Annotated in this window: 12 protein-coding genes; 6 read left to right on the forward strand and 6 right to left on the reverse strand. The window is 71.9% G+C overall.

The features are described from left to right. Positions 1-43: 43 nt before the first annotated feature. Genes ACIF9R_RS25220 through ACIF9R_RS25245 form a run of 6 tightly spaced genes read left to right on the forward strand, consistent with a single transcriptional unit; the run spans position 44 to position 6,337 of the window. Positions 44-343 carry an acyl carrier protein gene (locus ACIF9R_RS25220; protein ID WP_399984232.1) on the forward strand — a complete coding sequence of 100 codons (300 nt, stop codon included), beginning with the start codon at positions 44-46 and terminating at the stop codon, positions 341-343. Beyond that, positions 343-3,414 (forward strand): type I polyketide synthase, encoded by a 3,072-nt coding sequence (locus ACIF9R_RS25225; RefSeq protein ID WP_399984234.1) that lies wholly within the window; start codon positions 343-345, stop codon positions 3,412-3,414. The genes ACIF9R_RS25220 and ACIF9R_RS25225 overlap by 1 nt, the downstream gene beginning before the upstream one ends. Further along, the gene (locus ACIF9R_RS25230; RefSeq protein ID WP_399984236.1) at positions 3,411-4,433 is read left to right on the forward strand and encodes a 3-oxoacyl-ACP synthase III family protein; all 1,023 of its coding nucleotides are present in this window, start codon (positions 3,411-3,413) and stop codon (positions 4,431-4,433) included. Before ACIF9R_RS25225 ends, ACIF9R_RS25230 begins: the two co-directional genes overlap by 4 nt. A 2-nt stretch (positions 4,434-4,435) precedes the next feature. After that, on the forward strand, positions 4,436-4,699 hold the full coding sequence (locus ACIF9R_RS25235) for an acyl carrier protein (RefSeq protein WP_399984239.1): 264 nt from the start codon (positions 4,436-4,438) through the stop codon (positions 4,697-4,699). Beyond that, the gene (locus tag ACIF9R_RS25240; RefSeq protein ID WP_399984242.1) at positions 4,696-5,556 is read left to right on the forward strand and encodes a 2-oxo acid dehydrogenase subunit E2; all 861 of its coding nucleotides are present in this window, start codon (positions 4,696-4,698) and stop codon (positions 5,554-5,556) included. Before ACIF9R_RS25235 ends, ACIF9R_RS25240 begins: the two co-directional genes overlap by 4 nt. Continuing rightward, positions 5,462-6,337: a 4'-phosphopantetheinyl transferase family protein gene (locus ACIF9R_RS25245; protein WP_399984244.1), complete on the forward strand. Its 876-nt coding sequence runs from the start codon at positions 5,462-5,464 to the stop codon at positions 6,335-6,337. Before ACIF9R_RS25240 ends, ACIF9R_RS25245 begins: the two co-directional genes overlap by 95 nt. Before the next feature lie 133 nt (positions 6,338-6,470). Here ACIF9R_RS25245 and ACIF9R_RS25250 read toward each other — a convergent pair whose 3' ends face one another. From ACIF9R_RS25250 to ACIF9R_RS25275, 6 genes are all read right to left on the reverse strand, one after another. Further along, positions 6,471-9,224 (reverse strand): BTAD domain-containing putative transcriptional regulator, encoded by a 2,754-nt coding sequence (locus ACIF9R_RS25250; protein ID WP_399984247.1) that lies wholly within the window; start codon positions 9,222-9,224, stop codon positions 6,471-6,473. Between the two features lie 8 nt (positions 9,225-9,232). Next, positions 9,233-10,243: an AfsA-related hotdog domain-containing protein gene (locus ACIF9R_RS25255; protein WP_399984250.1), complete on the reverse strand. Its 1,011-nt coding sequence runs from the start codon at positions 10,241-10,243 to the stop codon at positions 9,233-9,235. 147 nt (positions 10,244-10,390) lie between these two features. Further along, positions 10,391-10,711, reverse strand: coding sequence for a ferredoxin (fdxA, locus tag ACIF9R_RS25260; RefSeq protein WP_399984252.1), 321 nt, complete (start codon positions 10,709-10,711; stop codon positions 10,391-10,393). Continuing rightward, positions 10,708-11,763, reverse strand: coding sequence for a 2-oxoacid:ferredoxin oxidoreductase subunit beta (locus ACIF9R_RS25265; protein ID WP_399984254.1), 1,056 nt, complete (start codon positions 11,761-11,763; stop codon positions 10,708-10,710). The genes fdxA and ACIF9R_RS25265 overlap by 4 nt, the downstream gene beginning before the upstream one ends. Next, positions 11,753-13,678, reverse strand: a complete 1,926-nt coding sequence (locus ACIF9R_RS25270) for a 2-oxoacid:acceptor oxidoreductase subunit alpha (RefSeq protein WP_399984257.1) — start codon at positions 13,676-13,678, stop codon at positions 11,753-11,755. The genes ACIF9R_RS25265 and ACIF9R_RS25270 overlap by 11 nt, the downstream gene beginning before the upstream one ends. 238 nt (positions 13,679-13,916) lie before the next feature. Beyond that, positions 13,917-14,525: a response regulator transcription factor gene (locus ACIF9R_RS25275; protein ID WP_399984260.1), complete on the reverse strand. Its 609-nt coding sequence runs from the start codon at positions 14,523-14,525 to the stop codon at positions 13,917-13,919. Positions 14,526-14,941 lie beyond the last annotated feature (416 nt).

The following is a 14,941-nucleotide window of genomic DNA, read 5'->3' on the forward strand; positions in this document are numbered from 1 at the left end:
TCGCACAGCAAGCGAATCCGCTCACCCCGCCGAGGAGTGCACCATGCCCGTTCCGACCACCGGACACACCACCGGACACACCACCGAGTCTCTGACCATGTGGTTGGCCGAGCGCATCGCCCTCTACCTCAAGCGGCAGCCCGCCGAGATCGACCCGGACGTCCCCCTCGCGGAGTACGGCCTCGACTCCGTCGCCGCCCTCAGCCTGTGCGGAGACATCGAGGACGACTTCGACCTCGTGATGGAGCCCACGGCCGCCTGGGACTACCCGACCGTCCACGCGCTCGCCGGCCACCTCATGGAGGAGTTCGCCGCGGCCGCCCCGAAGGACGGCGGCGCTTGATGGAGCCCATAGCCATCGTCGGCATCGACTGCAGATTCCCGGGGGCGCCCGACACCGGCGCCTACTGGGACCTGATGATGCGCGGCGCGGACGGGGTGGGGGAGGTGCCCGGGCAGCGGTGGGACGCCAAGGAGTTCTACTCCCAGGCCGGGGAAGAAGGACACACCAACACCACCGAGGGCGGCTTCATCGCCGACCCGGACGCCTTCGACAACGAGTTCTTCACCATCTCGCCGCGCGAGGCGGCCGCCATGGACCCCCAGCAGCGGCTGCTGCTGCAGTCAGCGTGGCGGGCGGTCGAGGACGCCGGCATCCCGCCGCGCAGCCTGGCCGGCACCCCGACCGGGGTCTTCGTCGGCATCATGGGCAACGAGTGGGCGCAGCTGCACCTCACCGACTACGCCAACGTCACCGCCCAGGTCGGCTCCGGCAACGGCTACTGCATGACCGCCAACCGGATCTCGTACCACCTCGACCTGAAGGGTCCCAGTCTCGCCGTCGACACCGCCTGCTCCTCCTCGCTGGTCGCCGCGCACCTCGCGGTGAACGCCCTGCTGTCCGAGGAGTGCGACCACGCCCTCGTCGGCGGTGTCAACGTGGCCCTCACCCCGGCCCTGTCGATCTTCTACACCCAGGCCGGGCTCTCCGCCCCCGACGGGCGCTGCAAGCCCTTCAGCGCCGAGGCCGACGGCATCGGCCGCGGCGAGGGCGTCGGCGTGATCGTGCTGCGCAGACTGCGGGACGCGATCGCCGACGGGCAACGCGTGTACGCCGTCATCCGCGGCATCGCCGTCAACCAGGACGGCCGCAGCAACGGGCTGACCGCGCCCAACCGCTGGGCCCAGCAGGACGTACTCGCCGCCGCCTACCGCAGGGCGGGGGTCGAGCCCGCCGACGTGGCCTTCACCGAGGCACACGGCACCGGCACCGGCCTCGGCGACATGATGGAGATCAAGGCACTCGGCCACCACCACGCGGGCCGCGCCGGCACACCCATGGCGCTCGGCTCGGTCAAGGGCAACCTCGGCCACACCGAGGGCGCCGCCGGCATCGCGGGACTGATCAAGGTCGCCCTGTCCCTGCACCACCGGATGGTCCCCGCCAGTCGCTTCGCCGCCAAGGAGAACAAGCGGCTCAAGCTGCGCGACCACGGGCTGCGGCTCCTCAAGGCACCGCTGCGGCTGCCCGCAGGACCCGCCGTCGCCGGACTCAGCAGCTTCGGCATGGGCGGCACCAACGCCCACGCCGTCCTGGAGTCCGCGCCCCCCGAGGCAGCCCGTCCCCGGCCCGAGGACGACGCCCCCGTGGGCGGCATCGGCGCCGCCGTGTTCACCCTCACCGCGCCGAACACCGACGCGCTGCGCCGCAACCTGCTGGCCCAGGCCGACGCGGCGGCGGCCCGCCGCGTACCGCTGGGCCCGCTGGCCCGGGCCGGCAACCGCGTCAAGGCCGGGCACCGCCACCGCTTCGCGGCCGTCGCGGGCGACACCGGTGAACTCGTCGCCAGGCTGCGCGAGGCCGCCACCGACCCCGGGCTGCTGGCCCGGCTCTCCGGCAGCCCCGACGGCCGGCCCCGCGTCGCGTTCCTGTTCACCGGTCAGGGCTCGCAGCATCCCCGGATGACCGCCGCCCTGTACGAACAGTCGCCGCTGTACCGGCACTTCCTCGACGAGGCCGACGCCGCGCTGCTGCCGCACACCGGACGGTCCGTGCGCGACCTGGTCCTCGCCGGTGACGAGGCGGTCCACAGCACACGGTGGACACAGCCCGCCCTGTTCGCCGTCGGCTACGCCCTGGGCCGGACCCTGGAGGAACTCGGCGTCCGCCCCGGGATGCTCCTCGGCCACAGCGTGGGCGAGTTCGCCGCCGCCGTCCTGGCCGGGGCGCTCCCGCTGGACGGCGCCGCCCGGCTGGTCACCGCCCGCGGCGCCCTGATGCAGGAACTCCCCGCCGGCGGAGGCATGCTGGCGGTCAAGGCCGCCAGGGAGGACCTCGAGGAGCGGATCGCACCGGAACCGCTGGTCGGCGTGGCCGCGATCAACGGCCCGACCTCCACCGTGCTCTCCGGGGACCTGGAGGCGCTGGAACGGATCGGCGCCGAGATCCAGGCCCAGGGGCTCAGCACCCGCAGGCTCCAGGTCTCCCACGCCTTCCACTCGCCGCTGATGCGGCCCGTGCTGGCCCGTTTCGAGGCGATCGCCACCGAGGTCGGCGGGGGAGTACCGGAGATTCCGGTGTACTCGACCGTTCGCGGCCGGGTGCTCGACGGGGAGGCGATGGATGCCCCGTACTGGGTGGAACACATCGGCGCCACCGTCCTGTTCGGCGACGCGGCCGCCGCGCTGCTCACCGAAGGACCGACCCACCTGGTGGAGATCGGCCCTCAGCCGGTGCTCTCCGGGATGGTACGCCGACTCGGCCGCCCCACCTCGGGGACGGGCCCGGCGCACGTCCTGCCGGTACGCGGCCCCGAGTCCGCAGGCCGGGACCTCGCCGAGGCCCTCGCCGAGCTGTACCGGGGCGGCGTCGAACCCGACTGGGATGCCGCGTACACACCCGGGGAACGGGTCGCCCAGCCGCTGCCGCCGTACGCCTTCTCGACGGAACACCGCTATTGGGCGAGGAACCCGGTGCGGGCTCCGGGAACGGTCGCCGCCGCGGCGGCCGAGCCGGCGTCCGCCGCGCTCGCACCGCACCGGGAGACGGAGACCGCCACCGCGTCCGTCCTCACCCTGGACCCGCCCACCGGCCCGGCGGACCCGGTCGCGGAAGCCGTCCTCGGCGCCGTCCGGCTGGTCGGCGGCTACACCGACGCAGACGTCGTCCTCCACGACCGGCTCTACGAGGACCTCGGCTTCGACTCCGTCATGGTCATGGAACTCAAGAACCGGCTGGAGGCCCGGCTCGTCGGCATCGGCACCCTGACGGTGCAGGATCTGCTGCCCCGTCTCTCCTCCGTCGGTGACCTCGTCACCTTCCTGCGCGAACTCGGTGCGGCGCTGCCCGTTCCCGCGAGTCTCGGCGACGCGGGGGAGAACCGGACGCTCATGGAAGAAGAGAGGACGGCATGACCACTGCGACGACACATCTGGCCTCCATCGGCACCGCTCTGCCCGGTGACCCGGTGGACAACGCCACCCTGGCGAAGGTGCTCGGTATCAACGAGGACTGGATCGAGGTCTTCATCGGCACCCGGACGCGGTACTTCGCCCGGGACCTCGGCACCGGAGTGGTGCGCTGGTCGCTCGCCGACCTGTGCGCACAGGCCGCCGAGAAGGCCCTCGCCGCCCCCGGCGTCGACCCGTCCGAGATCGAGTTCATCGTCCTCGGCACGGCCACGCCCGACACCCTGATGCCCGCCACGGTCAACCATGTCGCCGACCAGCTCGGCCTGGACCAGGTACCCACCTTCCAGCTCCAGTCCGGCTGCGCCGGCGCCGTACAGGCCCTGGGCGTCGCCCAGTCGATGATCGCCTCCGGTCAGTACCGTACCGGTCTCGTCCTCGGCGGCGACGTGTGCAGCAAGCACCTCGACCTCCAGCGTGACGTGTCCGGCGCAGCCTCCAGCGACCTCGTCAACTACGTGCTGTTCGGCGACGGCGCGGGCGCGGCCGTGCTCACCGACGAGCCGCGCGGACAGCGCGTCGCGCTGCGCCACGTCCTCAACCGTTTCACCGGGCTGGGCCGCAAGCCCGGTCAGGTCATCGAGTGGTTCGGGCTCGCCGACCGGTACGACGACCGGCAGGCCGTCACCGAGGACTACAAGGCCATCGAGGAGTCCGTGCCCGTCATGGCCGTCGAGATCCTGTGGGAGATCCTCGGCGAACTCGACTGGGAGGCGGACCGGCTGGACTACCTGCTGCCGCCCCAGCTCTCGGGCCGGATGACCCGCCGCATCACGGAGGAACTCGACGTGCCGGCCGCGGCCGAGGTCTCGTGCGTGGCGGACACCGGCAACAACGGTAACGCGCTGCCCTTCCTGCAGATCGAGAAGTTGCTGGAGCGCATGTCCGACGGCGAGCGGGCCCTTGCGGTCGCCGTCGAGTCCAGCAAGTGGATCAAGGCCGGCTTCGCCCTGGAGAAGGTATGAGCATGGACAGCACCGCCCCCGCGATCCCCGCCGCCGGCGGCTTCACCCTCGACGCGTATGTGCGTCTGGTCAACGACGAGATCGGCATGCCGCTCGAACCCGAGCAGGTGGGCTGTGACTTCGACGAACTCCCGGACTGGGACTCGCTGTACCTCCTCAAGCTCGTCACCGCGCTGGAGCTCGCCACCAGCCGCAAGGTCCCGGTCGGCCGGATCTTCGAGGCCCGCAGCCTCAAGGAGATCTACGACCTGGCGGTGACCGGGTGAGGCCCACCCTCGTCGCGGAACGGCGCCGCCGCCACACCCTGTACTTCCTGGAGTGGGCGGCGGCCCAGCGGCCCGTGCACCTGGACACCGACGTCGACATGACCCGTGTCCAGGCACACCGCGCCGCCGCCCGTGAGAACGGCCGCCGCTACTCGGTCGTCAGCTATCTGCTGTACGCCGCCGGGCGGGTCCTCGACCGCCACCCCGAGGCCAACGCCGTCATGGCCCCCGGCTGGCCCGGACCGTTCCGGCGCCCGAGAATCGTCCTCTTCGACGGCGTCACCGCCAAACTCGCCCTGGACCGGCCCGTCGAGGGCGAGCGGACCGTGCTCTCGGCGCTCGTGCCCGGCCTGGAGGCGGCGAGCCTGCGCGAGATCCAGGAGCGCATCGACCGCTACCGGGGCGAACAGGCCGCGGACCTGCCCGAGTTCAAGGGTGTACGGATGCTGGGCCGGCTTCCCGTCCCGCTCGGCAGAGCCGCCTTCGCCGCGGCGCTGCGCGATCCCCGCCGGCGTCCCGCAGTCTTCGGCACCGTCTCGGTCAGCTCGCTCGGCCACCGGACCGTCGACGGCTTCCATTCGGCCGGCGGCACCGCCGTGACCCTCTGCGCAGGCCGCGTCGTGGACCGCGCGGTGGTCCGCGACGGCGTCGTGGTGCCCGCGCCGATGATGCGGCTCGGCCTCACCTTCGACCACCGGGTGATCGACGGCGCGGCCGCGGCCGACGTGCTGTCCGATCTCCACGACACGTTGGAGGGTTTCGATGACGGCACCCGGGCGCAGGGCCCCGGGCCGGACCCTCGGGAAGCCGATCGCGATCCCCGGCCCCTCGGCGGACTGGAGCAGAGTACGCGCTGACCTCGACCGGCACGGGGCGGCCGTCCTCTGGGCCCGTCAGGACGACTGGCGGCCGCAACGGGCGGGCGTGCCGCGGCTGCGCGTGCTCCTGGGCCACGACTGGGAGCGCTACCTGGAGCTGACGCACCCTCAGGTCCGCGCCCGGTTCGCGTCCTCCCGCGTTCTGCTGAAGTTCGCCGCCGCCGCCGCGCTGGGCGTACCGCCCCAGTCCGTCGAACTCGGATACGGCCTCACCGGGCGGCCCTTCCTGCGCGGCTACGACGGCGTGCACATCAGCCTCAGCCACACCGATGACCTGCTCCTGGTCGGCCTGGCCGTCGGCGGCGTCATCGGCGTCGACGCCGAGCCCGGCGACCGCGTCCTGTACGGTCCCGGACTGGGCCGGCACGTGTGCACCCCGTACGAGGCGGAGCGGATCGAGGCCATGCCGGCCGCGGAGCGCAACCCCGCCGTGCTCCGCCTGTGGACCCTGAAGGAGGCCTACACCAAGGCCATGGGCCTCGGCATGCTGTTCCGCTTCACCGACTTCGGCTTCAGCCCGGACCGAGCCCCCACGGAGGTGCTGCGCCCCGACGGCGCTCCGTGCACGGTCGGCGCATGGGCCTTCCACACCCTGTCGCTCGGGGACCGCTACACCCTCGCCGTCGCCATCGGCGACGCCGGCTTCGGCCCCATGGCGGACACGGCGGCGGGTACGGCACTCGATCCCGGCATCGTCGACGCCCTGGTGGAGGCACTGGGGGAGGAGGAGCCGGGGACGGCGGCGGCCGATGTGTGGTGACGAGGCGGTGATGCATCCCCGGCGCGCCGCCGTCCGTGCGGGAGGTTCGGTCAGGCCCGGGCGGGACCGGACCGGGTGGGACCGGGTGGGACCGGTGCCGGGGCGACTCCCCCGGCACCGGGCGGGTGAATCCTCACGCGGCCCTCTGGAGTGGCCACGACGGCTGGAAGAGCCAGACGCCGGGGCGGACTTCGAGTGGGATCGAGGACGCCGCGGCCGACCGCCCCGACGCCACTGCCGCGCGCAGTTCGGAGGCCGTGCGCCGCGCGTACTCGATCCAGCGGCGGTCGCCGGCGGAGCGCGCGGCGCTCTCGCACTCCCCGAGACGGGCGAGCGCCTCCTCGTGGCGGCCCTCGCGCTGCGCCACCAGGGCCAGCCCGCGCAGCGACTTGGCGGAGCCCCGCGGGTCGCCGTTCTGCCGGCTCACCGACAGGGCGCGTGCGTAGGCCTGTTCGGCCAGGGTGACCCGCCCCGTGCCGAGGAGGGCGTCCCCCTCGGCGGACAGACAGCGGCCGGCCGCCGCCCGGTCACCGTGACGGGTGAACAGCTGCCAGGCTTGGCGGTACTGGGCGATCGCCAGTGAGGTCCGGTGGCGCTGCCAGGCCAAGTCACCGAGGGACCGCAGGATGACGGCCTCCGCGTGAATGTCCCCGGACCGGCGGGCCGCGTCCAGCGCGAGGTCGTGTGTCGAGGCCCACTCGTCCCACAGGGCACCCGCCTCGTAGTAGCCGGCCGCGGCCGACGCCAAGGCGGAGCACAGACTCCACAACCCGGCCGCATGGGCCTGCCGCACCGCCTCCGACAGGCCCGCGGACTCCTCCTGGAACCAGCGCAGGGGTGCGCTGCCGACCACCTCCTCTGGGCAGACCGCGGCCAGGGGCTCCACCTCGTACCCGAGCCGCTCCCTGCCGGGCGCCAGCTGCGCGTCCGCGTACCTGGCCAGGATCAGGAAGGCACGGCACAGCCTTTCCACGGCCGCGGGGCCTTCCTGCGGTGACTCCTGGGCCAGCACCTCGAGGGCCAGTGAGCGCAGCAGCGCGTGGAAGCCGTAGCGCACGGGTTCCAGTCGCCCGGGCCGCCGCCGTGCCTCCAGCAAATGGGCCTGCACCAGCCTCTCGGTGAGTCGCTCGGCTCCCGCCCGGTCCGTGCCGAGCAGCGCGGCCGCACTCCACAGGGCGAAGTCGGGCAGCGAGGCCGGTCCCAGGATCCGGAAGGCGTGCCTCGTCTCCTCGTCCACGTCGCGGTAGGCGGTCAGCAGACTGCTGCGTACGTCGAGGTCGCCCAGGGCGAGCGCGGCCAGCCGGGTCCGCTCGTCACGCAGCCGCTGGGCGAGCCCGGCGGCGGTCCAGTGCGGGCGGGCGGAGAGCCCGGCGGCCGCCACCCGGAGGGCCAGCGGCAGCCAGCCGCAGAGCCGGGCGATCTCCGCCGCCGCCTCCGGGTCCTCCCGCATCCGCTGTCCGCCGCACGAGGCCAGCAGCGCCTCGGCCTCACCCGGGGCGAGCACGTCGAGGGTCAGATGCTGCACGCTCTCCAGCGCGCCGAGCACATGCCGGCTCGTCAGGATCACGGTGCTGTCCGGCACAGCCGACAGCACCGGCCGGATCTGCGCCTCCGAGACGACGTCGTCCAGGACGATGAGCATCCTGCGGCCCTCGGTGCGCGCGTGCAGCAGTTCCGCGAGTTCCGCCTCGGACGACGGCAGCGGCTGCGCGCCGGAGTCCGTTCCCGGGCCGGCTGCCGTCGCCCGGGGCCCGCGCAGCCGTCGTAGCAGGGTCGCCAGGGCGGTCCGCGGCTCGACGGCCCGCCCGCCGGCGTCCCGCAACGTCACCAGGAGCCGTCCGTCGGGGAACCGCTCGGCGGCGTCGTGGGCCAGCCGCACGGCCAGCGCCGTCTTTCCGACGCCCGCCCGTCCGGACACCACGAGCACCTTGTCGGGCCCGGGCTGATTACCCGCCAGCAGCCGCTTGCCGAAGGCCAGTTGGTCCTCGCGTCCGGTGTAGTCCGCCACGGCCGGCGGCAGCCACACCGTGGGCCCGGCACTCCGGCCGCCGTCCGCGGACCCGCCGGCCGGGCGGTCGCCGGATGCGCCGACGGGAACGAGCCGGCGCGCGGGCTCGCCGCGCCAGGCCAGCGAGAGGTCACAGGCCAGGATCCGTTCCTGCAGTCTGCTCAGCGCCGGGCCGGGTTCCACCCCCAGTTCGTCGACCAGCGACCGCCGCGCCCGGTGATAGACCTGCAGGGCGTCGAACTGCCGGCCCGAACGGTAGAGCGCCACCATCAGATGACAGTGCAGCGTCTCGCGCAGCGGATGTTCGTGCGCCAGGGCCATCAGCTCGCCGACCAGTTCGTGGTGCAGCCCGAGCCGCAGATCGGCGGAGATCCGCTGCTCCAGCACCTCGGCGCGCAGTTCGTTCAGTCTGATCGCGGAGGTCCCCAGCGAGGGGCCGTGCGGTATGCCCGAGAGCGCGGGTCCCGTCCACAGCCCGAGTGCCCGGCTCAGCGCCTGCGAGGCGGCCTCGTAGTCGTGCCGGCCGTACGCGGCCCGGCCCTCGGCCCGCAGCGACTCGAAGACGGTCAGGTCCAGTTCCTCCGGGGCGACCCGCATCAGATAACCGGGGGACCGGGTCAGCAGAGGCTGCGGCGCGCCCGCCTCCACCACGGCCTCACCGGTGTCCTCCAGCAGGGCCTTGCGCAGCTGCGACACGTACACCTGGAGGGTGGTGGTGGCCGTGCGCGGCGGTTCGGCGCCCCACAACTCGTCGATCAGAGTATGGGTCGACACCACCGTGTTGCTCTGCACCAACAGGGTGGCGAGGACCGCGCGCGGCTTGGCCGCGGACGGTGTACGAGGTGCCATGTGCACGGGGCCGAGGACTCTGTATCTCATGGCGCGCCTCAGCAATCCTGCAGCACGGAGGCGGAGACACGGGCCACGACCCGGCTGCCCTGGAGGAACGACAGCCGCAGGTCGACCACCGGGCGGCCGGCCGCGTCCCGGGAAACCCGTCCGTCCGTGCGGCGCACCCCCTCACGAACCGTGCAGTGCAGCGGCAGTCCGGGTTCGGCGAAGCCGCGGAACGAGGCCTGCCAGCGGGACAGCACGGCGTGCGAGGGGACGAAGCCGCGCAGCTCCGCCGCGGCGAGCAGCCCGACCTGGCGGGACACCTCCAGGAACAGCATCGGCGGCACCTCGTCCGGCGAGTCCGGGACCCCGAGCCGCAGCCCGGCGGCCGCCCTGGCGTCGATGGGGAAGGCCAGCCCCTCCTCGCCGTCCGCTTCGGTGTGCTCGGGCAGACCGACCAGGACGTTGCGGCCGTCCCGGTGACCCACCTGTTCGGGCAGCGGCACGCCGGGGGAGGCCGGATCACCGTCCCCGGCCGCCGGCGACTCCTCGCTCTGCCGCCGCCCGAGCTCGCGATGGTTGTGGTGGACGCCCTGGGCGAGGAAGACCAGCCGAGCCGAGGCGGTGCCGCAGCGCTCGCCGTCGATGGAGACGGCGGCCTTGCCCTCCAGGCCGCGCGGCACGCCGCCCACGATGTCGAGTGGCGTCACTGCGAGTTCCAGCGCGAGCCCGGCCCGCACGGCGCCGCGGCGCCATGCGTCCAGCCGGGTGATCGCGGCGCCGCCGGAGGCCACCACGGGGCGCCGGCTCTCCGGCACCCTGAAGTACCGGCGCGCCGCGAACAGCATGGTCTGGCGCAGTGATTCCACGGGGAACAGCAGGTCGTGGTAAGGCGACACGGAATCGCCGAACAGCGGGTGTTCTTCCGAGAGTTCCGCGGAGAAGGCGAAGTTCTGCCGTACCGGCGCGGTCGCCTTCAGCAGAAAGGCTTCGGGGCTGGCCGGTTTGTGGACCAGGTGGTGCGGTCCGAGGAGGGAAGGGGACGGAGCGGTGAAGGTGGGCATGAGGGATCCTCTGGCAAGGTGTCCGGCGGCTCTGCGGAAACACTTGTGGGGCGCACGCGCTTGACGTGTGCATGTTTTCCGACTCCGCTGAAGGACCAGGGAAGCCGCGCTGAAGTGTGCATGGCGCCGGCCCCGCCCCCTCCGTGATCAGCCCGTCCTGACCGGTTCTCCCTCGACGATCGGGTGGTCCCGGGGCAGCGGGTCCGCCCCGCTCGCACCGCCGGGAGCCCCGGTCGCGGCGAAGACGTCGCGGTCCGCGGTGAGATAGCCGGACCACTCGTCGGGAAGGGAGTCCTCGTAGAAGATCGCCTCGACGGGGCACACGGGCTCGCAGGCGCCGCAGTCCACGCATTCGTCGGGGTTGATGTACATCTTGCGCGGGCCTTCGTAGATGCAGTCGACGGGACACTCGTCGATGCATGCCCTGTCCTTGAGATCCACGCAGGGCTGGGTGATGACGTACGTCATGAGGTCTCCACGGTCCAGGTGTCGTTGCCGGTGAGGAGCGCGGTGAGGTCGCCCTTGCCGTTCTGCTCGACGGCGGTGTCGAGTTGGTCGGCCATGAGGGTGTCGTAGACGGGCCGGTCGACGGAGCGGAGGACGCCGATGGGCGTGCGGTGGAGGGTGTCGGGGTCGGCCAGGCGGGAGAGGGCGAACGCGGTGGTGGGGCTGGGGTTGTGGGCGTCGTGGACGAGGATGTCGGCCTCGTTGTCAGGGGTGACGGTGACGACGTTCAGGTCGCCGGTGTGCGGGTCGCGGACGACGCCGCGTGTGTGGTCGGTGCCGAAGCGGATGGGCCGGCCGTGTTCGAGGCGGATGACGGCTTCGTCGGCGGACTGCCTGTCCTTGAGGGGGTCGAAGGCGCCGTCGTTGAAGATGTTGCAGTTCTGGTAGATCTCCACCAGAGCGGTGCCGGGGTGTGCGGCGGCCTGGCGCAGGACCTCGGTGAGGTGTTTGCGGTCGGAGTCGATGGTGCGGGCGACGAAGGAGGCCTCCGCGCCGATGGCCAGGGACACCGGGTTGAAGGGGGTGTCCAGGGAGCCCATCGGCGTCGATTTGGTGATCTTGCCGATTTCGGAGGTCGGACTGTACTGGCCCTTGGTGAGGCCGTAGATGCGGTTGTTGAAGAGGAGGATCTTGAGGTTGACGTTGCGGCGCAGGGCGTGGATGAGGTGGTTGCCGCCGATGGAGAGGGCGTCGCCGTCGCCGGTGACGACCCATACGGACAGGTCGCGGCGTGAGGTGGCCAGTCCGGTGGCGATGGCGGGGGCGCGGCCGTGGATGGAGTGCATCCCGTAGGTGTTCATGTAGTACGGGAAGCGGGAGGAGCAGCCGATGCCGGAGACGAAGACGACGTTCTCCCTGGCCAGGCCGAGCTGGGGCATGAAGCCCTGGACGGCGGCGAGGATCGCGTAGTCGCCGCAGCCGGGGCACCACCGCACTTCCTGGTCGGACTTGAAATCACGTACCGAGAGCGGACTGTCCGCCTTCGGCACCAGCGACAGTGCCTCAGTGGGCATGGACGGCCTCCTTGAGTGCCGTGGCGAGTTGTTCCGCCTTGAACGGCATGCCGTTGACCTGGTTGTAGGAGTGGGCGTCGACCAGGTATTTCGCGCGGATGAGGGTGGCGAGCTGGCCGAGGTTCATCTCGGGGACGACGACCCTGTCGTAGCGTGCCAGGACGGCGCCGAGGTTGGGGGGGAAGGGGTTGAGATGGCGCAGGTGGGCCTGGGCGATGGGGGTCCGGGCGGTGCGTAGTCTGCGGACCGCCGCGGTGATGGGTCCGTAGGTCGAGCCCCAGCCCAGGACGAGTGTGCGGGCCTGGTGGGGGTCGTCGACGGTGAGGTCGGGGACCTGGATGTTGTCGATCTTGGCCTGGCGGGTGCGGACCATCAGGTCGTGGTTGGCGGGGTCGTAGGAGATGTTGCCGCTGCCGTCCTGCTTCTCGATGCCGCCGATGCGGTGTTCCAGGCCCGGGGTGCCGGGGACGGCCCAGGGGCGGGCGCGGGTGTGCGGGTCACGTTTGTAGGGCCAGAACACCTCGGTGCCGTCGTCCAGGGTGTGGTTGGGGCCGGTGGCGAACTGCACCCGCAGATCCGGCAGTTCCTCCGGTCCGGGGATGCGCCAGGGTTCGGAGCCGTTGGCCAGGTAGCCATCGGACAGCAGGAAGACCGGGGTGCGGTAGGTCAGGGCGATCCGTGCGGCCTCCAGCGCGGCCTGGAAGCAGTCGGCGGGGGTGCGGGGTGCGACGACGGGTACGGGGGCCTCGCCGTTGCGGCCGTACATCGCCTGCAGCAGGTCGGCCTGCTCGGTCTTGGTGGGCAGGCCGGTGGAGGGCCCGCCGCGCTGGATGTCGACCACCAGCAGCGGCAGCTCCAGGGAGACCGCAAGACCGATCGTCTCGCTCTTGAGCGCCACACCCGGACCCGACGTGGTGGTCACCGCGAGGCTGCCGCCGAAGGCCGCGCCCAAAGCGGCGCCGATCCCGGCGATCTCGTCCTCGGCCTGGAAGGTGCGCACACCGAAGTTCTTGTGCCGGGACAGCTCGTGCAGGATGTCGGAGGCCGGGGTGATGGGGTAGGAGCCCAGGAACAGGGGCAGGTCGGCCTGGCGGGAGGCGGCGATCAGGCCGTAGGCCAGGGCGAGGTTGCCGGAGATGTTGCGGTAGGTGCCGGGCGGGAACGCCTTCGCCGCCGGCGCCACCTCGTAGGAGACGGCGAATTCCTCCGTCGTCTCGCCGAAGTTCCAGCCCGCCCGGAAGGCGGCGATGTTCGCCGCCGCGATGTCGGGTTTCCCGGCGAACTTCGACTGCAGGAACGCCTCGGTGCCCTCGGTGGGCCGGTGGTACATCCACGACAGCAGGCCCAGCGCGAACATGTTCTTGCTGCGCTCGGCCTCCTTGCGGGACAGCGCGAACTCCCTCAGCGCCTCCACCGTCAGCGTCGTCAGCGGCACGGCGTGCACGCGGTAGCCGTCCAGCGAGCCGTCCTCCAGCGGGGAGGCGGCATAACCGACCTTCTGCATCGCCCGCTTGGTGAACTCGTCGGTGTTGACGATGACCTCCGCGCCGCGTGGCAGGTCGGCGACGTTCGCCTTCAGCGCGGCCGGGTTCATCGCCACCAGGACGTTCGGGGCGTCGCCGGGGGTGAGGATGTCGTGGTCGGCGAAGTGCAGCTGGAAGGAGGAGACGCCCGGCAGGGTGCCTGCGGGAGCGCGGATCTCGGCGGGGAAGTCCGGCAGCGTGGACAGATCGTTGCCGAAGGACGCCGTCTCGGAGGTGAAACGGTCACCGGTGAGCTGCATACCGTCACCGGAGTCACCCGCGAACCGGATGACCGTCCGGTGCAGGGAACGGACCTCATGAGCCGGACGAACCCTTCGTCCCGTGTCCGTGGGGGCGCTCGTGTCACTCGTACGCGTGGTGTCAACGGCCACCGGCCGCTCCTTCCCGTCGACGCAGCAGGGTGCCTGCCCCCGCACGGTAGGCAGCGCCCCTTGTGACCGGCCAAAGCCGGTCCGTCAGCCCACGGGAGGTCGTGAGGGTGGAACCGTGACGCACCTGCCGGAGGCCGTGCCGGCGGCGGGCACGCCGGCCCTGCCGGTCACCGTGTCCGCCGCCGGCGTGACGGCTTCCGCCGGGCGGGCCGAGGGCGGGCCGCGCCGACGGTGCGCGTCACAGCAGCCAGTCCGCGTCCCTGGCGATACGGATCGCGTCGACGCGGTTGCGTGCGTTGAGCTTGGTGACGATGGTGGTCAGGTAGTTGCGCACCGTCCCCGCCGACAGCCGCAGCATGGAGGCGATCTCCCGCGCCTCCGCGCCTTCCGCCGCGAGCCGCAGGACCTGCGTCTCCCGGTCGGTGAGGGGGCATTCGAACTCTCCCCAGGCAGCCAGCGCCAGTTCAGGGTCGACGGCGCGATGTCCGGCTGCCACCCGCCGTACCGCGGAGGCGAGTTCACCCGACGGTGCGTCCTTGCGGAGATAGCCTGAGACCCGGGCTTCGAGGGCCCGGCGCAGGGTGCCGGGGCGGCCGAGGCTGGTGAGGATGAGGACGCGGCACTGGGGGAGTTGTTTGCGCAGTCGGGTGGCGGCGGACAAACCGTCGACACCGGGAAGATCGATGTCGATGATGGCGACGTCGGGCCTGTGCTTGAGGGCCATGTCGACGATCTCGTCCCCGCGTTCGACCTCACAGACCACGGTGAAATCGTCTTGGAGATTCAGCAGGGCGACCAGGGCACCGCGGATCATGTTCATGTCCTCGGCGATCAGTATCCGTATCACTGAGCTCCCGTCTGCGGTACCTGAAGGCCCGGATCGCGGCGAGATGACGTGATCCGTGCCGTTCCTGAAGCGGCGCGCGATCACGCAGCTGATTCCTTGAGCGGGAACGTGCCCCCTCGTACCTCCACGGCCGTCTTGTGCGGTTCGTTCACGGGCACTTCGGTAGAGAAGAACCGGAGACGGCGTCGACGCCGTCGTTCTTCACGGTGGCGATGCGCATATGACCCGGCAGCGAGACGATCGTGACGGCGTGTGCCGGCCGAGGGCGGGGATGCCGCTGCCGCGTCCGGTCGGGGCCACGCTCTGCACGGCTGCCCCTTGACTCGTTCGCGCTGTCGGCACGGTCGTGACGATCCATCAACTACACGGCCTCTCGCAACCATGTGCGCCATCTTGCGCAGATGATAGGCCAATGT

Source organism: Streptomyces sp. NPDC086080 (assembly GCF_044540255.1).
Taxonomy (GTDB): domain Bacteria; phylum Actinomycetota; class Actinomycetes; order Streptomycetales; family Streptomycetaceae; genus Streptomyces.